The organism is Micromonospora sp. DT201 (assembly GCF_049841575.1).
GTDB lineage: Bacteria > Actinomycetota > Actinomycetes > Mycobacteriales > Micromonosporaceae > Micromonospora.
On record NZ_JBNCKP010000012.1, the window covers coordinates 147,804 to 173,846 of the forward strand.

Genomic DNA, 26,043 nt, shown 5'->3' on the forward strand with positions numbered 1-26,043 from the left:
TCCCGGAAGCCGTGCGCATGTTCCTCAATGCTGAGGCTCCCGCCATCCGCTCCCTGTTGGTCGATCGTTACCGCGCCGGGAAGCCCGACTTTGACCGTCGCTACGCGGAGCGGCACAACGAGAAGGAGTCCGGGAGCATCGATATCCTGCGGTTGGGGCAGTTCCCTTACCGCAACGAGCAGTATCTGGACAACTTCCTGCTCGACCGGCCGCAGAGAATCGTGGACCAGCATCGGGCCCTCGGCATCAATGAACAAGTGGGTCAGTTCGCCGAATTGGACGACAACGGCGGACTGCTGACGAAGTCGGTGGTGCTCGAAATCCGGAACGACCTCGACAGGATGCTGACCATCGACGAGCTTGATGTCGTCCACAGTTGGATGGCGAGTCAGTTCCGCCAGATACGTGCCCGATCTGAGCGTCAGGAGCGGCCCGAGCCCGGCCGGCTCCGGCGGAAGCGGCAGTTCAACGTCGGGCAGTCGACCGGCCCAGCTTCCCGCGGTGGGTCCCAACCCGCGAATCCAGCCGAGGGCACACCGGGGCAGCCCAGCGTTCCGGAGCGCGGGGACGCCCAGTCGGGTGGCGCCAACCCGGGTGGATCGTCTGCGAAGCCGTCTGGCCGCGATGGCCAACCAGGCCCCAGAGGCGTTCGTTGGGCGGCGGGTCCGGGTTCGGGTTCGGCTGGTGGGGTTGTTGCGTCGCGGTTTGGTGATGATGCGGCGTTGTTGGAGGTGTTGCCGTGGTTGGGGTTGGTGAATCCGGACGCCTCTGGGACGAATTGTGTGTTGGTCGCGATCGCGGCGGATATGAGTGCGGTTCCGGGTGAGGGGTTGGTGTGGCAGGCGCCGGCGGAGAGTCCGCTGCCGGAGTCGGATTTGGTGGCGTATCAGCGGCAGTTGTTGGGGTTGGCGGATGATGCTGATTCGTTGGTGTTCCGGACGGATGTGGGGTCGGTTCGGGCGGTGATGGCGGCGGCTCCGGTGGGGTCGCGGGGCGTGGTGTTGGTTCGGAGCCGGGCGCGTGGTGGTGCGATTGGCACGTCGCACGCGTTCAACGTGTTGCGGATCGAGAGTGTTGGGGCCGGCGACGACGGGGTTGTTTTTGTCGACGGGCAGCGGGGTGGGTTGGCCCGGGTGCCGGACAGCGTGGTGGATCTGCTGTTCCTGCCGGTGACCGACGGGATCGACATGCCGGCGGGTGCGGCGCGGGTCGACCCGGACGAGCTGACGGGTGCGGCCGGAGCCGTCTCTGGCGGGGACACGCCGTCGGCCGCCGCCGTGGAGTCGCCGTCCGAAGCCGACGGCTCGGCGACCCGTGACCAGCGCACCCGGCATCGCCGGATGGCTGCGGAGTTCGAAGCCGACTCGGCGGCTCCCTCCGCGCAGCAGGAGTCGCAGGTCGAGCCCACGCCAGGTCAGCGGCCAGCATCCGCAACCGAGGACCAGGTGCCGGAGGCCGAGGCATTCGACGTGCCGGCCGGGGGCGGTTCGCGACTACTGCGGCGCTTCCGGGTCGACCTGCCGTCCGAAGGCTTCGGGTCCAGACCACCCGCACAACCTGAAATCGATGTGCGCTATCTCGCCGACAGGGTCGAGCACGCCCGGCGCTCGATCTTCAGCGAATCGAGTGACGGAACGAGAAGCGTCCTGCGACCCGGCTCCGCGCTGTCGCACGCCTCGGCTCAACCGTCGGTGAGTGTGGCGTCGAGCGACGAGCCAGGTGCCGTCCCATCGGCAATGGACGTGTCGGTCGACGACGCGTCCGTCGACGACACGTCGACACCGTGGTACATCGGGCACGGTGCCAGCGGCGCGTTCAGCGTCCAGTCGGCCGGCTGGGAGAGCGAAGCCGCGCTCGCCGAGGAGATCGTGGGGGAGCTGCCAGCCCTGCCGGAAGGGCTACCGGGGGGCACCGACGCCGAGGAGGCGACGCTGCGCCAGGGGGTGCAGGACCAACTCGCCGCACTCCTCCGGGTCGAACAGCCGGCCGATGACGCCCAGCCGAGCGCCACGGCCGAACCCACCACGCCGGACGACACCGACGCCAGCACCGTCGCCGACCGGGCACTCGGCGAGGAGAACACTGAGAAGTGGCGCGACCTGCTGCGCGAGGGCTGGCTCGGGGTGATTTCCGACCGGTTGGTGCGGATCAGGCCCAGGCTGCACGCCCCGAGGGCGACGACGGGCGACGCGTCGAGCGGGAGTCAGCTCGACCTTCCCCGTACGTCGACCACGAGCAGCACCACCAGCAGACGGCAGGCGGTGCCGCGCGGCGTCGCCGGAACGTTGAGTACGGCGGCCAGCTTCGCGGTCAACTATCTCTCTCCGCTGCCTGGTGTGCGCCCGGGAACCAGCAGCACGGAGCACCGTTCGACGGTCGAGTCGTACGCGATCATTTCGGGACGGAGTCTCCGTGCGGACACCGCCGTCAGCTTCGTTAGCGGGGTGGCTTTCGAGATCTCAGTGGACGGAGTCCGCTGGGGCGAGCCGGTGCCGGTGCCGGCCGAACGTGGCCTGCTGATCGTCGACCTGCCCGAGCAGAGAGCTGGCCAGGACCCCCGACTGCGCCAGGCGCCCCTGGTCGGGCCTGCCGACGGTGCGCGGCCGGGGCCAGCGGTGGCCCGCGAGACATTGACTGCTATCAACTTCGCGAATGCCGAGCGACACCTGATCGGGAGGTTGCGGGAGGGCGGCCTTTCGGCCGCCTCCACCGCGGAGATCGTCCGGCAGGTCGTGAGCCAGCTGCTCAACGAGCAGACCGCGAGCGAACGCAGCCGTTGGTTGCTGAGCGGTGTGGACAGCACTGATCTGCTGGTGACACCGGTCGAGGGGGGACAACAGTTCCAGGGGTACGTCACCGTCGAGCTCACCCTGCGGGAGCTGCAACGTCTCGGTGCGACTCCGGACGGCACGGTCCAGGACGATCTGGGAGTCGCCCGCGGGGTGTCGGCGGGCTGGGATGAATCCTCCTCCTTCGCCGTCACCGGGGCACTGGGCTTGAACACGACGGGTGCGGGCGGCGGCGTCGAGGGTGGTTTTGGCCCGCGCGTGAACAAGAAGTGGGGACGCGCGACGGCGCAGGATCTCAGCATCGAGGGCATGAACCGCACGCTGCTCAGCCGGATGACACCGCAGGTCCGCTACCGGGCGTCGGCAACGGTGCGGGTCAGCGTCACGTCGAGCACCCACCGGTTCGACCCGGTGACCGCACCCACCGAGGCCGAGATCAGGGTGCCGGCGACCGAGACGGACGCCTTCGAGCGGGCCCACTTCGGCGCACCGATCGACACCGGGGCCGTGCCGGTTCGGTTCCGGCCACTGATCACGCCGATCCTGGAGCAGCCGCCGGCACCGATGACGGCGGACCAGATCGCCCAGCAGTTGGGCCCGAGCCGCCCGGACGCGCCCCAGGTCCGCGTACCGGACCGGCTGGCGGTGCCGCAGCCCGACGAGCCGTTGATCCTGGCTGCGCGCAGGGGCGACGGCCCGGGCACCACCAGCAGCCTGCCCGGCGGGTCGCGGGTCGCGCCGCTCGTGCTGGCGGTGCTGCGGGCCACGATCGATCCCGGCGCTGTGACCCTGAACTCCGACCAATGGGGAGAGGTACAGCGAGGCGTTTACCTCCACTACGGGACGCCCGCGCTCGAAGGTGCCCCAGGGCGGCTCCGGACCGGCATCTTCGCCACCTTCGAGGTCGGTGGGAGGCGGCACTCGGTGCTCGTCGTCGGGTATCCGAGGCAATGGCTCGACAGCCAGTCGTACCGGATGACGATCAGCAGGGAGGCGATGCGCGCGGCCGGATCGGGGGCCGGGGTCACCGTCACGCAGTCGGCGGGTGTCGGCCTCGCGGCGGGTCTCACCGTCGCGGCGGGTGATGCCAACCCAATCTCGCTCAACGCGCTGCAGACCGACCTCTCGCTGGTACGGAGCACCGAGCGCTCGCAGTCTCGGGTGGCCCGGAGCTATCGGCGTACGACGACCAACGGCATGGTGCGGGAGCACACGTACGAGATGGTGTACGAGGTCGTCGTACGGCCGGACGGCGGCGAACGGTCGACGTGGCTGATCGACGGGCCGGACGTCCGCCAGCAGGTGGTCGTGGCCGAGGAACACCTACCGCAGCAGCGGGTCACCGAAGCGGCGGCGGCAGCAGTGCAGACCCGGATCTACCTGCCCGGCACACCGCCACCGGTCAGCGCACCGCGGGTTCCGCTCGACACACTCGGCATCTCCGGGGTCTTTCCGCGCTTCGCGGATCTGCCGGAGCTGGCGGCGCTGGTGGCCCGCCTCTACGGGAGGCTCCACAACCGCTCCGAGAGCTGGTATCTGGAGCCGATGAACTGGCCCGAGGCGGTGTGGAACCTGGGGGTGTCCACCGAACTCGAGGCCAACCTCGCCGCCTTGGTCGGGCGGAGCTCACCCTGGTTCGTTCCGCTCGGGAGCCTGGACGACTGGGAGTCGGCGGCCGAGATCTCGGCCGAGGTCTCCGCGCCGGAGCACCTGCGGCACAGCGACAGCATCGTGCTCGAGCAGTACTCGCAGTTGAATGCCCACTTCGACGTGATTCAGCGGACGGAGCTGACCGGTTCGGCTGGCTCCAGCGGCAGCGGCGTCCTGCCGAACGACTCGGCGGCGCTGAACTCTCCCGACCTTGGCTTCTCCGGCGGCACGTCCAGCAACCGGGCCACGGCCGAGGCGGTCAGATCCGGTAGCAGCGGCATCACCGGCGCCACGTACGGCGATGTTGTGCGGGCCTACCGCGCCGGACGGGTCCGATTCACCGTGCGGCTGGTCCGGTGGAACGCCTCCACCAGCGCGGACCTGCGGGCGACTCTGGACCTTGAGCACGGGCTGGAGTTCGTGGTACCGGATCGGCTGGCCGCAGATCTCGGCCTGCCGAACGCGAACCCGGTCACCCAGCCGGACCGACCCCTGCGGATCGACGTGGACCCGGTGCTCGGCACGGCGGCGAGCCGCTTCGAGCGGTTACGCGCGGACGGCCTGCGGGAGCGGATCCACGCGACGCTCGTCGAGCGGAACCTCATCTCGCGCGACGACGACCGGCCGAACGAGCTGTGGCGAGGTATCTCCCGGGCCTTCTCCTCGGACGCGCTCGAGTCGTGGGCGCCGGCTGACCTGTTCGGATCGGGTGTGCACGGCTGGTTCCTGGCACCCGGGGCGTTGAACGGGATCGGTTTTGTCTTTGTCCGGATCACCGGGCACCTCGGTGCGCCGCTGTCGGACCACAGCCGGCCGGAGACGAGCCTGACCATCCACGACGAGGCGATCGATGCCGTGGAGGAGAGCGAGTCGTCGGGGTGGTCCGCTCGGGGAGGGCGTTTCGGGCTGACCCGGCGGTTGGGCGGCGGCCCCGGGGGCGGTCAGCGTACGAGCGTGCGGAACACCTTCCGGTACGGCACGTCGGGCTCGCACGAACAGCACAACGCCGTCACCTTCGTCGTCGAGATCGGCTACTCGGCCCGAATGCCGGAGGCGTTGCAGACCGTCGGCGCGGGTGCCCGATCGGTGCTCGTGGGCGTGGCGGGCTGGTTCGGGGCCGACCGGACGATGCGTACCTTCCTCGACCAACACCAGCCGTTCGTCTGGCACGAGGTGCACGAGATCGCGGGCGGTTCCGTTCGCCGGCTGCTGCCGGCGCACCTGACCAGGTCGGCGCAGGACACCAGCGAGCGATGGCTGCACCTGCTGCGCGTACCGGGGTCCGACCTGCGGCCGACGGACGCGTCACCGCCGGCCACCTCGCCGGAGTGGAACGCTCCGCCGACGGGACCGAACCTCAACACGTTGGTCTCCCAGGACCGGACCTTCGTCCCGATGGGTCTACCGGCGGCCCGCGACCTCGGGGCCGGTCTGCTCGACGCGCTCAATACGCTGGCGTCGCGACCCGAGGGGACGAATCAGGGCGCGGACCCCGCCGCCGACGTGCCGCAGGTACTCCAGGGCAACGACTCGACGTCCCGGCTGGCCCGGCTCCTGCACCAGTACCTGATGTCGGACACCGGGTTTTCGCTCGGAGACGTCCTTGTCGACCCCGCGCAGTTCACCGGCGAGCGAAACCTGCGTCCCCGCCTGGCGCAACTCCTCGCCCACCGGTACGAGCTGCCCGGCACCGGAATCCGGCTCGGCGCAGTCCTCACCGAGGTGTCGTCGCTGCTCGATGAGAACGGTCGACCGCTGCGGGCAGAGCTTGACGGACGCGGTTACGGCCAGCGGGAGACCAGCCAGATCACCATGGCCGACCCCTCAGCGGGTCGACCGGCGACGCTCGATCCCGGGCAGCGCTCGGGTCGGGGCCTGGGCGACATCATCTCGCGGGGCCCGGAGGACCGAGCGGGTTACACGTACTACCGGTACGGGATGACCGTGGTGGCGTATCTGCCGAACGGGCAGGTGGTGAACTTCGCCTATCCGGAAGGCCTGTACGGCATGAGCCGCCGACCGGCCGCCGAGTTGCTGGCGGCCCACGACCCTCGGCGGGACCGTCCCGATGCGACGGCGGATGCCGGTCCGGCGGATGCCGGCCGGGTGGAGTTGGACCGACGGTTGGTTGACGCGGTCGCTGCCCTGCCGGAGTGGGACGGACGTACGCCCGACTGTGTGATCCGGGTCGACCGGGTGTTGTCGGGGCTTGGTCTGTCGGGAGCGGTGTCCCGTGACGACGCTGAGCCTCCGGTTGATGTGGTGGCGCAGCGTCTCGGGGGTGTGTTCGGGCCGGCTGGTTTGGGCGGGTTGGCCGTGCTGGCGGCGGGGTCGGCGACGGCGGTTCACGTGGAGCGGCCGGATCGGCCGCGGCATGTGGTGTTGGTGGCGCGTCAGGTTGATGGCCGGTTGGTGTTGGTGGAGACCCAGGCTGACCGGAGCCGCCGCCTTGTGGGAGTGCGGTTGCCGGAGCCGGGTGGCGCGCCTGTCACTCTGCCGGAGGCGTTGCGTGGGCCGGTGCGGCTCGTGCTCGACGACAGCCGACATCTGCGGCAGGTGGATCTGACCGATGCGTCCGGACCGGCTGTTCATTCCAGCCGGGACGCGGTCGGCACATCGCTCACTGATGGGCTGCTGGAGGCGTCGAGCACGCGCCGAGCCGGGATGATGACCGGATCAGATGCCCACGCGAAGCTGCCAATGGAACCAAGCCGGGAAATCCGTCGCGGGGTGCGACTGGTGCCCCCGCCTCGGCGCAGCAGTGTGTCCCAGACTGAGCTTGAGCGTGCCCTGCAGGGAATTCCGGCCCGACAAGCCACGTTGCTGGTCGGCGCGGTGCTTCCGCCACCTGACGCGGTCCACGCAGAAATAGACCAGCGGCTGTATCTGGGTGCGGACTCTCAAGGCCACGTCCTCGCAGTGAGCGACCTGTTCGAGCATCTGGGAGCAAGCAGGATCAGCAATCAGATCCTGGTGCTCTACGTGCACGATGCCGACCGCACGCGAATGGAGTCGATTGCTGGTGCGATCCAACGATTGATCGACAACCGGCGTCTTAGGGGGAGATTGGTTCCTGCGGCGTTGGTGTTGTCCGGGCCGCCTTCGTGGCTCCGCAGCGCCGTGGCGAACCTCTTCAGTGGGCGGCAGCCGAGTGAGCAGTGGTACGTGCCCGAGCCGTTGTCCCACAATGTCAGCCACTTTGGCACGGTCGACGACGCCTTGGCCGCGGCCCGGCACCACGTGCGTCCGGCGGTTGACGTCTTTGATGAGGTGCGCCGTCGGCTGCGGGGTGAGGAGAATCCCTACGGCTTCACCGATGCCATTCTGGCAAGCTACCTCGACAGCGAACTCATCCCGCTGTTCCCCGAATATTCGGGGGAAGTGGTGAACAGCAGGCACGGCCCGACGGTTCGGGTACCGGTCGGTGAAGCGGAAACCTTCGCCGAACGAATCCGTGTCGTTCGGAACTGGCTACGTACGGGCGTGGTGAGGAGGGTGCCGGCCCAGGACCAAGCTGCGGTCGAAGTGCAGGTGCCAGGTCGGTTGCCCGGTGGCGTGGTCCGGCTACCAGCTTCCCGCCTAGGGCCGGAGCAGCCTGTCCTGGTTGTGCCGTCTCTCCACGTTCCGATCGGTCACGAGGCACAGGATCTGGACCTCTGGGTCACCGGATATGCCGGGAATCAGTGGGTGGCCCACGAAGTGTCCGTCGGGCTGTGGAACTATCTGATGACGAGCATCCCGCCGGACTCATTCGACCGGGTCGTTGTCGAATTAGGCGATATGAACCTAGATAGGGTTGACGGCCGACACGACCCGGGCACATTGGTGAGACCGTTGACCGACGGTCGCTGGTTCACGGCCGAGCAGTACGCGAACGAGCTGTTGCCTCCGCGTGGATTCGGACAGGGTTGGCCTGTCGTGGTGCTGCCGGACCTGCCGGCTGGCATCAGTTGGTTCGAGACGCCTTTTCACCGCGATTTGCAGCGGCACGCCATCGTCGTGACCCAGCGTCATGGTTACCTGTCGATTGGGGAAGTTGAGGCCAACAGATATTGGCAGTCGGATCAGATCGAGCCGTCGCCGACGGGCAGCCGGTACTCGATCAGCTCGCATCGGCATCTGCGACTGGCTGACCTGCTCACCGAGGTGACCGGTGGCACTCGGCCCGGCGGTAGGGCGGTCACTGAGCAGGCTGCCATCCTGGCGCTCGCGGGAGAGGCTGTGTTCCCCGACGGGACACTGTCCCCGCCGCCAGAAGTGCTGGCCGCGGCGCGCCGTGTCTTCGATCGGGCGACGCCGCCGAGGAACAACCTGGTTCGCTGGTTGCCGCTGCCCGTTCACGGGGGCCAGGTGAGCGATTGGCTCGATGGCCAGGAACTGGCCGTGTTGCGACCAAGTGGGCACTTGGTTGATTCGGAGATCGGCGTGCCGGGTCGTTATGTGCGAGACGTTCGGATGGGGGGTGAAACGTATCCGGTGGTGGACCTCGCCGCCCTGTCTGCCACCGCGCCCCGGTTCGTCCAGGTCGAGCCGCTACGCCACCTGGTGCTACCAGGCGAGCCGGCCCGAGTCGAGGGTGACGGTGGTGTGGGTGACGGGCCTGCGCCGCCGGCTTTCGCCGACCTCTATGAGCCGCCGTCGTATGTCGAGTCGCCTGCCGATGTGGGTCGGGTCGATGCCGCGGAGTACGGACGGGTGGGGCGTGCGGAGCAGGCGCGGCTGCGGGCCGGGTTGCAGGCTTTGCCGTATCCCCTCGGGGCGGGCGATGGCACGGATTCTGGGCCGTCGCGGTCGGGTTCGCAGTCGCAGTCGCAGTCGCAGTCGCAGTCGCAGGCGCCGTCGCCGTCGCCGTCGCGGTTGGCGGGGTCTGTTGGGGATCGGCTGTTGCCGGTTGCTGATGATGCGCGGGCGTTGGCGAGGCACGGGCAGGGCTGGTCGGGAGGTGCGTACCCAAGGAGTTTGACGCGCGCGCTGGCCGACCCGCCCGCATCGACGGGTGCTGCTGCCGAGGCTGACCCTGGCACGAGCGCGGACTTTTTGCGGCTTTTTGCGGCTGCCACGAGTCTCGACGATTCGCCAGGCGTCACGCCGGACCCCGTCCTGCACGTGTCCGGGTTGGCGGTCTTCGCTGGGGTGAGTGCCGGGCTGCGTGCGGGCCCGGACAACCCAGGGCGTACCGACTCGTTGGTGGCTCCGCCGATGGTGCCGCTTCCGACGTCCCCGTCGACGCAGACGCTGAACTGGCTCCGGGAGCAGGCGAGGATCCTGGCAAGCGACGCCCGCCTGGCTAGGCTCTGGCCCGTCGGTCCGAACGTGATGTGGACGTTGCCTGGGTTCCCGTCCGGTGGTCCGGACCTGACGAAGCGGTTGGCGTTCGAGATCGTGGTCGCCGTCCAGGGCGATCGCGAGACGCAGGAGACCGTGGCCCAGCGGTTGGCGAGCGTGCTCAACCGGGAACTCAACCAGCGCCTCATCCGTTGGGGTCAATGGCAGTCGGTCGCGGTGGACGTGCCGGCGGCGAGGGTCACCTATTCCCTTGCGGACTCCTCAGCGGACTCGTCGACCGATTCGGTGCGGATCAGGGATCTCGGCCTGGAACAGGTGCCGCCGGCCGAGCCTCGGGAGTTGCGTGACCAGCGCAGTGACATCCGCGCCGACCGGACGGTGGAGTTGACTCGGACTCAGCGCACGTCGCAGCCGAGCGAGGAGGACCAACAAAAGATCCGGGAGACGGCCGTCGAGGTCGCGCACCTTGCCGTGACGGCACACCGGAACGGCGTCCGGGCTCCACGGGTCGAAATGGACCTCGACTACACAGAGCACCACAGCGACGAGCGCTGGGTCAATGAGTGGGGCTCGGCGGTTCAGGGCTTGTTCCATAGCGACCTTGAGTCGGCCGTCCGTGAGCAGCTTGCGCCGGAGAGCAGCATGGTCGACGCCGTCGTCAAGAGCGTCAGATTCACGCGGGCCGGTTTGCTGGTCCGGGTCGGGTCGGCTGACCAGCCCCCACCAGCGGTGCTCAGGGTTGTGCTGCCGCCAGGGCTGCTGCCGGCACCGGTCCGTGACTCGGCGAACCCGGTACCGGACTATCTGAGTACGTGGTTGACGCACCCCGCGCTGGTCGACCAGGAGGGTTGGTGGCGGGCCGAGTCGCCGTTGCTCCAGGTGGACCAGATCGCACGGGCTCTGCCGGACGCGTCGTTCCGTTCGGTGCGTACCGAGTTGCGCGACGTCGCCGATCCGATCGGTCACGCCGAGTTGCTGATGGCGTACCAGACGCCGGTGGCGTACGACGTGGCCCGGGTCATCGTCACGCAGGTCGACGAGCACGGTGTGCGGGTGGAGACACCAGTGCGGATCTTCCGCTTGCGCATTCATCTCGTTCCCGAGCCCGGGGTCCAAGATCACCTGGTGCGAGCGTTGGGATCGCGCGCGGTGTCAGCGGTGCGCAGGCTCAACGAGCGGTTGCGATTGCCCGGTGGGGACCAGTTCCATCTGCTGCTGGAGTTCACCGAGCGGGACCGGGCGCACCACGTCGTCGCCGTACCGCGCTCGATGAGCCCAGGGGTTAACGCCGATTCGGCGCACTGGCCGGTCAGCCTGCTCCGGCCCGACCGAGCCGGTGTCAACCGGTCCGCCGAAGCGACCCTGTTGCACGAGACGATGCACCTACTGGGTCTGCACGACGAGTACCCGTCCGGTCGCAGCCGCGGGCCTGCCGCTTGGCCCGTACGCGTCTTCGCCACCCTCCTGCGGCGTGCGTCGGGGGTCGGGCGGATGCCACGCCGGACTGACCTGCCGGTGGCGTTGATGGGTCATTTCACCGACGACGCGCCCGAGCTGATCGCGGTGCGGTACCTGGCGCGCATCTGGCAGATCCAGGAAAGTCAGGTCCGCGCTCCGGAAACCACTGTGGAACGCGCTGCCCAGCGGATCGACGTGATCGCCCCACCGGACGGCAGCCGGTTGGAGGGAGCGCGGGCGGTGGCCTCGACTTTGCGCTGGCTGGTAGCCATCGACCCGGGCGTGCGAAACCTGCGGATTCTGAGCGACCAACCCTTCCGGGTGGAATTTGTCGGTGCGCTTCGGGCAGTTTCCGAAGCTGGTGGGCTGCAGCCGTACACGGGTCGGGTGTACACCGTGGTGCGGGCAGCGGACGAGGTCTCTTTCGTCAGCATGTTGAGGAGGCCCGCGGAGCTGAGGCACCCGGTGCTGGCCAGCCCCGAACCGTTCGTCACCGTACCCGCGGGGCATAGGCAGCTCGCAATCGACGTGAACGACTCTGCGCTGGACCTGGGCGACGGCGCCGGGCAGCCGGCCGTGCTGGTCAGGCCAGGATCGGTGGTGTCGGTCGAGCCGCAGGACACCGCCCCGCAGGACACCGCCCCGCAGGTTGCGGTCTCGGTCCGGTCGGGGGGGACGTCCAGGTTGGACCGAGCGCCGGCGAGTGAGCGGCACCCCGGTGCGTCGAAGCAGCCAGCAGCAATTGCTGTTCAGCAGCTCCTGTCTGGGGTACGAATGGTGCCCCCGCCCTCGGGTGGCAAGGTGTCCAAGGCCGAGCTTGAGCAGGTCATAAGGGGACTTCCGCACCGACCACATACGTTGCTGGTCGGCGCGGTGCTGCCGCTACCTGATGCGGTCCACGTGCAGGCCAACCAGCGGCTGTATCTGGGTGCGGACACTCCCCTTCAGACCCTCACAGTGGACGGCCTGTTCGAGCAGCTGGGCGAATCCGGGATCGGCAATGAGATCCTCGTGCTCTACGTGCATGATGCCGACCAGCCGCGAATAGAGGAGATTGCCCGTGCAGTCCAAAACCTGATCGACAGTCGGCGTCTTGATGGGCGGTTTGCTCCTGCGGCGTTGGTGCTGTCCGCGCCTTCCCCACCGCCCGCGCCGCCCTCGCCGCTCAGGAGCGTCTGGACGAGGGCGGTCGGTCAGCAGCAGCCGAGTGAGCCGAGTGAACAGTGGTACGTGCCCGAGCCGTTGTCCAGCAAAGTCAGCCGCTTCAACACGATCGAGCATGCCCTGGGTGCGGCCCGGCATCACGTGCGTCCGTCGGTTGACGTCGACTATGAGGTGCGTCGTCGGCTGCGGGGCGAGGACAACGCGTACGGCTTCACCGATGCTCGTTTGGCCCGCAACCTCTACGACCGAGTGGCAGAGGTCCCCGCATACTCGGGGGAGACGGTGAACATCGGGCACGGCCCGACGATTCGGGTACCGGTCGGTCGAGCGGAAGCCTTCGCCGAACGAATCCACCTCGTTCAGGACTGGCTACGTACGCGCGTGCTGAGAGAAGTTCCGGCCCAGGACCAGGCGACCGTCGAGGTTCAGGTGCCAGATGAGTTGCCTGCTGGCGTGGTCCGGCTACCGCGTTCCGAAACGGATCCGGAGCAGGATGTCCTGGTCGTGCCGTCCTACCTGGAACGAGGTAGGGAGACGGACCTCTGGGTCACCGGATACGCCGGGAATCAGTGGGCGGCCCGAGCGCTGCCCGACGACCTATGGACGTACCTGAAGGGGAGCATCCCGCCGGACTCGCTCGACCGGGTCGTTGTCGAATTGGGCGATCCGAACCGCGAAAGGGTCGATCAACACCCACGGCTCAGCCTGCTGCGACCGATGATCGGTGGTCCCTGGTTGACCGCCGAGCAGTACGCGAAAGAGTTGCTGCCACCGCGTGAGATCGGGCAGGGGCGGCCAGTCGTGGTGCTGCCGAACGTGCCGCCCAACGTGGATTGGTTCGGGTCGCCGTTCCACCGCGAGTTGCAGCGCTACGCGATTGTGGTGACTCAGCATCGCCGTAACCTGTCGAATCGAATCGATGAGGACACCTTCTGGCGGTCCGATGAGATTCTGCCGTCGTCGATGGGCTGGAGGGAACCGGTCTCGACTGAACGGCAGCATCTGGCTGCCCTGCTCACCGAGGTGACCGGTGGCCCTCGGGCCGGCGGCAGGGGGGTCTTTGGTCCGGGCGCCATTCTGGTGCTCGCCGGGGTGGCCGAGACTTTCGGCGGGACATCGTCCCCACGTCCGGAGGTGCTGGCCGCGGCGCGCCGTGTCTTCGATCGGGCGACGCCGCCGAGGAACAACCAGGTTCTCTGGTTGCTGCTGCCCGTGCCCAGGAGCCAGGTGAGCGATTGGCTCCATAGCCAGGAACTGGCCGTGTTGCGTAAAACTGAGCGCTTGGTTGATCCGAAGATCGGCGTGCCGGGTCGTTATGTGCGAGAGGTTCGGGTGGGGGGTGAGACGTATCAGTTGGTGGACCTCGCGGCCCTGTCTGCCGCTAGGCCTCAGCTCGTCCAGCAGAAGCGAAACCGCCTACTGGTGCTACCAGGCGAGTCGGCCCGAGTCGAGGGTGTCGGTGGTGTGGGTGACGGGTCCGCGCCGCCGGCTTTCGCCGACCTCTATGAGCCGCCGTCGTATGTCGAGTCGCCTGCCGATGTGGGTCGGGTCGATGCCGCGGAGTACGGACGGGTGGGGCGTGCGGAGCAGGCGCGGCTGCGGGCCGGGTTGCAGGCTTTGCCGTATCCCCTCGGGGCGGGCGATGGCACGGATTCTGGGCCGTCGCGGTCGGGTTCGCCGTCGCAGTCGCAGTCTCGGTTGGCGGGGTCTGTTGGGGATCGGTTGTTGCCGATTGCTGATGATGCGCGGGCGTTGGCGTTGTATCCGTGGTTGGGTTCGTTGAATGCGTCGGGTTCGGTGACGAACTGTGTGCTTTTGGCGATCTCGGTGGATGTGAATCTGGATCCGGATGAGACGTTCACGGTGCAGGAGGTTCCGGATGAGGATCTGTTGCCGGAGGCGTATTTGGTGGCGCGTCAGGGTCAGTTGTTGGGTGACCGGGCGCGGGTTTATCGGACGGATGTGGAGTCTGTTCGGGCGGTGTTGGCGGTGGCTCCGGTGGGGTCCCGGGGTGTGGTGTTGGTTCGGGATGGGGCGCCGCGTGTCGGGGTGGGGGCCTCGCATGCGTTCAACGTGGTGTTCGACGGTGGTGAGGTGCGGTTCCTTGATGCTCAGCGGGGTGGTTGGGCTCGGCTGCCGGACCAGGTCGGAAAGTTGTTCTTCCTTCCGATGAGCACGGGGATCGACGCGCCGGAGGCCTCGGATGTGGTCGACCCGGCGGCGTTGACCGGTGACACCGGCGGCGTTGCCGGCGAGGCCGAGCTCCGGATAGTTGTGCGGGTACGCCCCGACGTGGATCCCGGGTCGAGTCCGATTCTGGCAAAGCGCCGCGCCACCTCGGATGTCGAGACGTACGACATGAACGTGACTGTGGACAGGGCGTACCTGACCCAAACCAACGACGGACTCTTCCAGAGCCACCGAGCCTCTGCATCGGGAGGGAGAAGCGTTTCGGTCTTCATCCTTGAGCACAGGATTCACCCGACGATGGCTGATCAGCGCGCGGACGAGGGGCTGCCATCATGGGACAACGCCCTTGCGCAACTGCGTGCGGTGGTCGAAGGGGCGACGCGGGCGCCGCTCTGGAAGGGCGATTCGGATCGCGGTCATGGGCTGCCGCTGCAGGAGATCTATCGGCCCGAAGATGGATGGGAAATCACGTCACAGGGGTCGGGCGCGGAGGTGTTCGTTCCGTTCAGGACGGACACCAGCATGTACGTCCAGTGGACTGTCGACGTGCCCCTTGGTGATGGGCTCGGGCTGGCGGAATGGATCGCGGCGGAGCGCGGGCGTGATGATCAGTCGATCTACACGGAATTCCTGCGTGACGGTATCGACTTCGGTCGAGATGTTGTCGCCAGATACCTCGGCGTCGCGCCAGCTCAGGCTGACGCGCACCGGAACCTGCCGGAGGTCATGCAACTCTGGGACTTCATGACCCATACCTACACGCATGTCTCCGCCGCAGCGCAGTACGCGGCTCTCAAACCGAGGAAACTAGCGAAGAACCTGCTCCTGATCGGCCTTCGGAATCCACTATCGCTGGTCCGCGCTCATCTGCCCGAGCCGGTGCGCTTGTTCCTCGGGGCTGCCGCTCCAGACATCTCGGCTGTATGGAGTGAACGGCTCCGTGCACACCTCACCAGGTACTTCCCCGACCACGTCCAATTGGCGGAGGTAGACCTACTCGAACTCAACGGAAATCTGACGTCTCGGGTAGACCCGTTCACGATTGGCGATTATCTCAACCAAGCGCTGCTCGAGCAGCCTGGCATGGAGATTCACCAGTACGACGCAGTTGGCCTGAACAGCGGAACAGCCGATCCGAACGCGTTCACACAGCTTGTCGACAACCAGGGCCGGATGAAGACGTCCGCCGTGTACGAGCTTCGGAGGCTCAGGCGCGGGCGGCAGACGTTGGAAGGCATGGACCACGATCACAGCGCGATCGTTCACATGCTCAGCGAGCTGCGTGCCGCGGGCGAAGACAGGGAGAGGCGCGACCGATCGCCAGAGGCGGATCTGGCGTACCGGCTCAGCTCATTGCTCGGCGTGCTGGAGGAGTGGGCATCGCCGACGGACGAGATAGGCCCAATCACCACAGGCCAGCTGACGGAGATCCTGCGGCAGGTCGGCGCAATCTCCGTCGGCTCGACCCACCCGTCGTGGCCGAAACCACTGCAAGTGGTCAGGGCGCAACTGGAGGTGGTGGCCGGAGGACTTGACACCTATGTGGAGACGCCGGGGGCCCACAGCCGGACTCCGCAGTGGCAGCAGAGCATCGGGGACATCATCGGGCAGATCGACGCCCTGCTCCGGCGCTGGCACGCTCTGGTCGAAGGAAACACTGCCGGCGTCGCCGGGCTGGCTGCGCCCGTGAACGTCGGTAGGGGCGGCCCCACTCGGGTTCGGCGGGAGTGGCAGCTTGATGCCGGAGAGCAGAGTGGCCGCGCTCGCCGCAGTAGGCAGCAGCAGCCGTACCCAGCCGGGGGGAGACCCGGGCCGTCCAGCGGTGAGGAGCGTCACCGCGCCCGATCGGTTTCCGGGTACCCGAGTGGTTCGACGTCGCTGGCAAGCGGATTTGCAGCGCTGACGATGGGCGGTGCCGACTCCGGGACGACGTCTACCCCGGTCAGTTCCTCGTCGGGGTCCTCGGTCGACGGCGCGCCGCTTCGGGTGGCTGGGCTGGCGGCCTTCGCCGGGTCGGTCGGTGCGGCCGACCCGGGCGGGGCGGTGCGACAGACACTGGACTGGCTCACGTCCCACGCGAGGTCTCAGACCAGCGATGCGGCCCTGTCGAACCTCTGGCCGGACGGGCCGGATCCGGATGAGCGTCTGGCCTTCGAGATCGTGGTCAGCGTTCGCGGTGACCTTGAGACGCGGGAGACCGTGGCCCAGCGGTTGGCGAGCGCGTTCAATCGGCAGCTCAACCAGCGCCTTGTCCGTTGGGGTCAGCGGCAGGGGTCAGCAGGGGATGTGCGGCCGGCCAAGGTGACGTATCTCCTGACCGACCCGTCGGCGGATTCGTCGACAGACTGGGTACAGGTCGTGGATCTCGGCCCGGAAGAGGTGCCGCCCGCCTCGCCTCGGGTACTGCGCGGCCAGCGGGCGAACGTCTTCGACGGTCGAACGGCGGTTCTGCCGCCAGGGCTGCCGGCACCGGTCCGCGATGAGGCGAACCCTACTCCGGACTATTTGAGTACGTGGATGACGAGCCCTGCGCTGGTCACCGAGGACGGCTGGTGGCGGGCCGAGTCGCCGGTGCGGCGGGTGGACGAGATCGCTTGGGCTTTGCCGGAGGCGTCATTCCGTTCGGTGCGTACCGAGACGAACGACGTCGCCGATCCGATCGGTAACGCCGACCGGATGCTTCAAAGTTTCGTCTCGCCGGTGGCGTACGACGTGGCCCGGGTCAACGTCAGCGACGTCGATCAGCACGGTGCGCGAGTGGAGATGCCGGTACGGATCTTCCGTCTGCGCATCCATTTGGAGCGCGAGTCGGGTGTGAACCGACGACACGTAGAAGCCCTTCAGGAGCACGCGCTGACGGCGTTGGGTTGGATCAACGAGCGGCTGCGGTTGCCCGGTGGTGACCAGTTCCATCTGCTGTTGGAGTTCACCGAGCCGGACCAGGCCCACCACGTCGTTACCGTGCCGCTAGGAATGTTCGATGAAGGAGACTTCGCCAACCACGGGACCTGGCCGGTCGCGCTGCTGATAGGCCACCCGGCCAATCGTGGGCCCAGCGACCAGTACGCGCAGTCCGTCCTGCTGCACGAGATGCTGCACCTACTGGGTCTGATCGATGAGTATCCGTCCGTGCGTAGATATGACCCGGACGCGGAACCTATTCGGATCTTCGCCGCCTTCGTGCGGAGCGCGTCGGCGGATCCTCGTTCGCAGGCGTACGACGCGTCGGCGGTCGAGCGGATGCCACGCCGAACTGATGCGCCGGCGTTGATGGGGAATCTGCCCAACGACGCGCCGGAACTGATCGCGGTGCGGTACCTCGCGCGGATCTGGCAGGTCCAGGAGAGCCAGGTGCGTGCCCCGGAGACCACGGTGCGACGCACCGGCCGACGGATCGACCAGATCGACCCGCCGATCGACACCTGGACCCCGGGAGCGCTGGCGGAGGTTGAGCTGCGTCGGTTGATGCGCCTCGACCCGGGCGTGCGCAACGTGCGGATGATGGACGATGGGCGTTTCGCGGCTGACACCTCGCAGGCCGCCGCCACGGTGATTGATTCCTTCGAACTGGAGTTGTATTCGGGCAAGGCGTACACCCTGGTGCCGACCGCGGACGTGGACGATTTTGTCGCGATGCTGAATGGTCCGCCGCGCTTTTGGCCCACGGTGCTGGCCAACCCCGAGCCTTTCGCCCGGATACCAGAGGGCCACACCCAAGTGGCCTTCGATCTGGACTCCGCGTATGACGTGAGCGGCGAACCCGGGCAGCCGCGGGTGCTGATCCATTCGTCCGCCTCGGACGCGTTGCTGTGGGTCGAGCGGCGGGGCGACGGTCCCCCGGTAGGTTCCGGGACCGAGGCCGACTTGGTCGGGGCTGGTGGGGTGATGTTCGCGCGGGAGATTGCGGGTAACCCGTCGGATGACGAGGTGCTTTCGGTGTTCCCGGGGTTGTCGTCGGTTAATCCGTTGTTGACGGTGGATCGGGGCTCGGGCCGTGGGTTGGCGGACAACTGTGTGATCGCCGCTATCGCCACTGACTGGTATTTGCGGGATGGGGAGCGGTATCAGGCTGGTGGGGCGGATCCGTTGCCGGTGGGGCATCTGGTGAACCATCAGCGGGAAGAGTTGGGGCTGCCGGACGATCATCCGGGGTTGGTGTGGCGGGTCACCGGGCCTGAGTCGGTGCGGGCGGCGTTCGAGCGGTCGCAGGTCGGCTCTCGGGGCATCCTGTTGGTCCGTGACAGGTTCTCTTCGATCGCGCATGCGGTGAACGTGGTGCGTACGTCGAGCGGTGTGATGTTCCTGGATGGTCAGCAGGGTCGGGCCGCGCGGCTGCCGGAGAATCTTGCGGGCCTGGAGTTGCTGCCGATGACCGCGGATGTCGCGGTTCCGCAGGACGCACAACCCGTGTCCGGCCTGGAGGCATCGGACCTCCAGGTCGGAATGATGGCGATTTCTGAGGAGGCCGATCTCAGGGGGTTCGTCAGGATTGGGGGGGGTGCCAGTCTTGGCGGCACCTATCAGGGGGCGGATGGTCGCCAGTGGAACGTCAAGGTGGCGAAGACAGATGTCCATTCGGCGAACGAGATTGCCGCGTCGGCGTTGTACCGCCTCGCCGGGGTGGACACCCCGCAGGTGCGTCGGGGCCGGAACATTCCCGGATTGGGCTCCCTGCGGGTGACCTTCGAGGCTGTCGTGCCTGGTGCCGTTGCGGATCTTCGAATGCGGATGTACGACCCGGGCTATCTCGAAGCCGTGCAGGCCGGGTTCGCGGTTGATGCCTGGTTGGCGAACTGGGCTGTTGTGGGTACCACCTGGTCCAACATCATTACCGACGGTGACGGGCGCCCGCACCGTGTCGATCTTGGTCGTGCGCTGCTGTTCCGTGCTAGGGGAGTGCCGAAGGGCGACGCCTTCGGCGAGGTTCCGAACGAGCTTGAATCGTTGCGTGACCCTGTGAACGCCGAGACGGCGAAGCTGTTCGGGCAGATGACCGATGAGCAGCTGCGCGATTCCGCCAGGCGGCTCGCGAAGGTCACCGACGAGGCCATCACCGGCATCGTGACCGCGTCCGGTCTCGACGGCGACGTCGCCCGGCTGCTGATCAAGCGCCGCGATCACATCCTCGAATGGGCCGATAAGCCAGGGCTGCTAAAAGAGCCATCCACCTTGGACGATTCGGCGGTCCCGAAACCAACGTACTTCGCGCCCAACGTCCTGAAGATGGATACCGGGTGGTATGCCCTGTCGTTCCCGGAGAAGGAAGGCAATCTCGACCCGGTACTCAACGGGATCGTCGGCATCGGCAAGGTGCTGGCCCGGTACGCGGTTGCCCAGCGCGATGGGCGACTGCCGTCTGTGCGGTTCACCGCCTACCCTCAGCCGCAGGATCACCGAAAGCGGGGGTGGAAGCCGATCGAGGTTGCTGAGCGGGTCCGGCAGAAGTTGACCAGGAGACTGTCGGGTTGGCTGGAGAAGACGTTGCGGGCACAGCCCGACCTGGCCGGGGACGAGGCGGGAATTATTCGCGTGCGTAAGCGGCTGGCCCGTTCTCTGGTTATCGCCGAGACCGCCGAGCGTGGCCCCGTGCAACAATTGTCGGACCCGGGCGGCGAGCTTACGTATCGCATTGATGTGCACATCGACGGCATTGAGCCGCGGTCCGATGAGTCTCTCGCGGTGACCTCAGCGCAGCCTCTTCCTGTTTTCGAGGTGATGGTGCGGCAGCATCTGGCCGAGCTGCGCGGGCTGCGGGACCAGCTGATGATGACGTCCACGACCGAGCCGGAGCACGGTGGCGATTCACCCCTGATCACGTTGCTGAGAAGCTTCAGCGGCGGGGTGTTGGACCTCCTCCAACGGTTCGCTTTCATCGCCGATGCTGGCGGTGACGCGTTGGCGGACGTCGGGGGGTTGCGTGGGCCGCTGGCGAACTGGTCGGCCGCGCTGCAACAGTATTCCGGCTATATTGCTGAGTTCGCCAGGTGGGAACGGCGCGGGGTGTTGGATGGCGCCGATATGGTTCGCCGGGCCGAGCGGCTGGTGGAGCTGTTCGACGAGTCCGCGTTGGACTGGACGCGGATCCCCTACCCCGACGACCATCTGATCTGGTACGGCAACGGGAGCGACCCCAGACACCACTTCCTTACCCTTACGAAGGCCGTGCCTCGCCGAGTCTCGGCGGACCCGCCCATCGATCCGTTCGCGGTCGCGGTGTACCGAGACACCAACCTCGCTGAACTGCGAATCGCCGAACACTCGGACGACGGGCGCGATGTGATGATGTGGCGGACCGACCGGGAGCCGCTCTACCGGCTCGACGCACGGGACCCTGAAACGATCATCATGAGTGATGGCTTCGGGACGTGGAACTCCCGTGCCCCGGAAGATCTTTTCGATTACATGCTGTTCCTCGATAGGACCGCCCTGGTGTCGACCACCCGATCGAAGTCGTTCGCGGCTGAATTCGGAGGCGGTTATGTGTATGAGATCGACGCACCGGGTGGCATCGATCTGAACGCCACCCAGCGCAGATACGGCATCACAGTTCAGCTTGAGGTGGTCTTCCCGGGCGGGATCCGGTCTGAGTTCATCGTCCGCGCGTGGCAGATGAACGCTGACGGCGAGTTGGTCGTGGCCTGGGAGAACCCCGGGTATTCGCGGGCGCGGATTGATGCGCTGGCTGCCGAGGTGCTGCCGGTGGTGCCGGTTGTTGCGGGCCCGCCGGCTGGGGATGGTTCGGGCTCGGTGGTGCCGGTGGTGGTGTCGAGTCGTCCGGGGTATGCGGGGCCGCATGATGGTGTGAGTGAGTTGCCGGAGGTGGTGCACCGGGGTGAGTTCGAGGTTGAGCATCACGATGGGTCGCCGTTTGTGCGGGTCTACACGGTGGTGTCGAATCGGCAGAATCTGCATGGTGGTGATATTGGCCAGGGTTCGGCTCAAGCTGATGTGGCTGACGTTGCGCAGGATCCCGAGTCGGGCAGGATCTTGTTCGCTGAGGGTGAGCGCCGGCGGCCGTTGACGGTTATTGGTGGGCGGCCGTTGGCGGCATTGAAGTTGGCGGGGGCGATGGCTCGTTACCAGCGGGCGTTGGGGTTGCCGGAGGGTAATGAGTCGGCGCCGTTGGTGCGGTCGTTCCTGTTGCCGTTGTCGGCGTATGAGGAGTTCACCCGCAATGCGGTTGGTGTCCCGGCGTGGGGTGCGGATCTGACGGGCGTGGCGGGCATTCGGGGTGAGTTGGAGCCGAACGTGTTCGCGGTTTCGTTCGATCAGGTCGGTGAACAGCTTGCTGCGCACGCGGTGGCTGGTTCGTTGCGGACTTTCACTGATCATCCGCGTTCGTTGCCGACGGTTGGTTCCCAGGCGGGGGCTGCCGGGGTGGTGGAGTCGTTGGGTGTGTTGCGGCAGCGGTTGGGTGTGCCGGAGCGTGAGCTCAACGCGGAGTTCGATCCGTGGCCGAGTGTTTCGGAGGTGCAGGAGGGGTCGGTCGACGCGGGGCGGCCGGCTCGGGTCGCTGGTGAGTTGCGTGGGTTGTTGGTGACGTGGTGGCAGTCGCAGCAGCAGGAGTTCGACCGGCGTCATTACGCGTTGACCGAGGGTGATGACCTTCCGGTGTTCTTCCATCGGCGTCGGGCGTTGGATGGGTTCCTCGCCGCGCATGGGGTCGACCAGGCTCACGATGGTGATGTGGCGGCGTTCATGACCGCGGTGGTGGAGCCGTGGGCGGCGCAGGCGGCGATCGCGCACACCCTTGTGCAGGAGTACGAGCGGCTTCGGCAGGATCTGAACGTCACCGACGAGGTGCAGGTCGTGGACTTCACAGCCCTGCGGTTGCGGGCGGAGAGTCGCGCCGAGGCGCTCCGCCAGTTGGGCGCCGAGCTGGACCGGCTGTGGCGCGGCAACAGTCCAAGCTCGGTGCTGCAGATGGTCGACCAGCTCAGGGGGGCGCTGCCGGAGTTGTCCGGCCGGTTCGACGAAATCACGGTGTTCAACGAGTGGTATACGTACGCGGAACACGTGCAGATGGTGTTGGGGCAGTATCGGACGCTGACCGCTGCGGAACTCGGTAGCAACCCGCGTACGGCGGTGATCGCGAAGGCGATCCTGTTCCACGACATCGACAAGGTGAACGCCAAGCGGCAGTACGGCGATGACCAGGACCGGCACGATGCGGAGCCGGAACACATCCTCGCGGTCGAGTTGGTCCGGCGGTACGCGCCGTTGTTTGGTGACGAGAGTGATCTGCGGTTGGTGGTCGGTCTGGTCGACTCGGATCCGTTCGGGTTCTACCTGCGCGGGTTGCACGGGCCGCAGGAGGTGTTCTCGTACATTGCCCGGCTCGCGTTCGAGGTGGACGGTCGGGACGCGGTCGACGGGCCGTTGTCCGATGGTGACGTGGTCCGGATTCAGCAGGTGTATCGGGCCGCGCACCAGTACTACCAGGCGGACTTCTCCTCCTACACCCGGCACAGCTCGTATTTCCCCAGCGACGGTGGGCCGCAGCGCTCGGGGGAGTCAGCGTTCGACCGTTACTTCGCCGAAACCGCGGATGGGCGGTTGCGGTTGGTCGATGGTCGGTTCGAGTACGCCGGCGCGTACGCGCAGCGGATGGCGGTGTTGGATGCGGCGCTGGCCGACCCGGAGCAGATTCGGTCCTGGTATGCCGAGGTGCGGGCCGAGCAGGAGCGGGCGGCGGCGGTCGCTGAGTTGGTGTCGCGGTACGAGTTGGCTGATGACCCGCTGCGTTTGGTGACTCAGCCGGTGCGGGGCGCGCAGGGTGCCGCGTTGACGGTCGCCCGGGAATATCTGGGTGGGTCGGCCGCAGGCACCGCCGGGTCGTACACGGTCGATGACGTGATAGCTGATTACGCGGCCCGCGACCAGACGAAGACCGAGGCGGACCTGCGCGAGCGAAGCGTGCCGGCCATCATCACCACCGCCCTGGTGAACTCGTCGCTGGCGACGGGCTCCGGCACGACGGCCCGCCCTCCGGCCGTCGGGGTGTACCCCTGGTTGGCGTCGGTGAATCCGGACAACTCCAGAACGAACTGTGTGCTCGTCGCGATTGCCGCGGACATGAGCCTGCAGCCGGGTGAGACGATGACGTGGGCGGCTCCGGACGAGAGCGCCAGGCCCGAGTCCGACCTGGTGAACTACCAGCGTCAGCAGTTGGGTCTGTCCGACGACGACGTTGCTCCGATCTACCGAACGAGTGTCACGTCGGTTCGTGAGGCGATGGCGGCGGCCCCGGCCGGGTCGCGGGGTGTGATGCTGGTTCGCCCGCGCTCCGCAGACGCGGGGGTGGGCGCCGCACACGCGTACAACGTGGTGGTGCGCGGTGACGGCGTCGTGGACTTCCTCGACGTTCAGCGCGTCGACTGGGCCCGGGAGCCGAACGAGTCCGAGCAGTCCTACTTCCTCCCGCTGAGCAAGGAAGTCGGCGTGCCTGAGGAGTCGCAGGTCGTTGATCCGGCCGAGTTGAACGGCCTCGCCGGAGGGCTCGGTCCTGAGGTCGAGCGCTCGGCAATGGTCATGCTGCGCAAGGGAGTGAAGCCCGGATACGGTCTGGTGCTGGCAAGGAGGATCGCCGACGAAGGGGTCGAGACGGAGTACGACATGGAGGCCACCCTGGATACCAAGAAGTATTTCCAGGGTGCGGACCTGCTCCTCTATCCAAACCGGGAATCGGCACCGGTGCAGGTGCGCGAAGGAGGTGTGGTTAAAAATTTCTACATCATCGAGGAAAGATCCCATCCGACGGTGGTGGATCGTCATGGCGGGGACCAGGGGCGGCCGTCCTGGGACAGCATTTTTCAGGAGACGATCGACGTGGGAGACCGGTTGAAGTCGGCGCCTCGCTGGCGTTCAGCTTCAGCTGTCCGCTTGTTGGCGATTGAGGACGTCTACCCGGCCAGGGCGGGATGGGAAATCCTGCCCGAGGGCATGGGTGCGAAGATTTTTGCTCCCTACCCCGACGAGAGCTTGTACGTCCAGTGGAACGTCGGTGTGCCCATTGGTGACGGACTTGGGCTGGCAGAGTGGCTCGCACTGGACGAGAATTCCGTTTCTCCGGAAACGCAGGGAATCCTGCTCGACGGCATACAGTTCGGCCAGGACGTCGTCGCGCGGTACCTCGGTGTCACGCCGGCCGAGGTGAAGTCGTACCGGCACTTGCCGGAAGTTGCGCAACTCTGGGACTTCATGGTGCATACCTACACGCATGTCTCAGCCTCGGCCGAAGATGAGAGCGTCCGGCTGATAGGACTGACAAAGAACCTGCTCGCGGCCGGCCTTCGGAATCCGCTGTCTGTGGTCCGCGCGCAGTTGCCGGAATCGGTGCGTCTCTTCCTTGATGCCGACGCTCCGACCATCAGGCAGATGTGGGTCGATCAATTCCGTACGCACATCACTCAGCGCAGCATCTACCGCGAGGTTCAGCACCGAAAGCGGGATGACCTCGAAGTCGTCGACTTCCTCCAGCTGGAAATTAAGTCCGGCACAATCGGTCGTTATATCGATAATGCCCTGCTTGACAACCCTCAACAACACATCAGTCAGTATGACGCCGTGGGAATGAACAGCGGGTTGTCGGAGGGCTCGAAAGTTTTCGACCGTCTTGACGATAATGAAGGTCGATTGAAGAAGTCCGCCGTATACGAGCTCCGCAAGATTCGGAGGGAACGGATATCGGTGGATGAGATGGGTGCGGACCATGACAAGATTGAAAACCTGCTCGGTGATCTGCGCGCCGAGGGTGAGCGCAGGGATCGGGTCGCTGAGACGCCGTCGGCGCGGCTGACGAAGGACATCACCGAGTTTGTTCGCGTTCTTCGTGGTCCGGCACCCGGCACCGGTCATCTGCTGGGCGAGCGCCAGCTGAACGAGATTTCCCGGCGACTGGGAGGCATCCTCGTCGGCGCTGCTCACCCCGCTTGGCCGCAACCGCTGCTGCAGACCAGGCGGCAGTTGGGGGAGGCGGCCCAGCAGGTTCATCTCTACGCCAGGACGCCGGGTGCTGACAGCACCTTCGCAGCAAGTAGGGCGCGGGAGGTTCGCAGCATTCTCGGCAGAATTGACGCGCTGCTCGCGGCCTCTCCCGCCAACGTCGCGGGGATGTCGACCGCGTTCGCCGGTCTGACCACGAGTGGTCGGCCAATCCGCTACGCCAGCCAGCCACCGACCCGACAACTGCCGGGTCTCCCGGCAGCCGGCTCCAGCGCGAGCCACGTCCCGCACACCGCCCGCTCGGGCCTCCCGGGGCATCCTGGGTCAGCTGCCCAGCCGCCACGGACGCCGGGCGAGATCGCCCGCGAGATGTGGGGGCCGCTGCCGTACCGGGGGCCGGAGCCGTACCGGGGGCCGGAGCCGGACCCACGCCAGCGGCCGAGGCGCTGACTTCCGGCACGGCGGATGTGATGACAGGCCGTGAGATGTTCGTGACGGAATTGAACCGGACCACGTCGGCGGACGTTGTCCCGTCGCGGAGATGCTCCGGTCGGGTCCGGTG

At 67.1% G+C, this 26,043-nt stretch carries 1 protein-coding gene (cut by a window edge); it reads left to right on the forward strand.

Features of this window, described 5'->3' with window-relative positions; translation table 11 throughout:
- Positions 1-25,931 carry the 3' portion of a toxin glutamine deamidase domain-containing protein gene (locus ACLQ28_RS20410; RefSeq protein ID WP_425687867.1) on the forward strand. It extends 17,596 nt beyond the left edge of the window, so the window shows 25,931 of its 43,527 coding nt (coding positions 17,597-43,527); its start codon lies beyond the left edge, outside the window; it ends in the stop codon at positions 25,929-25,931.
- The last annotated feature ends 112 nt before the right edge of the window (positions 25,932-26,043 follow it).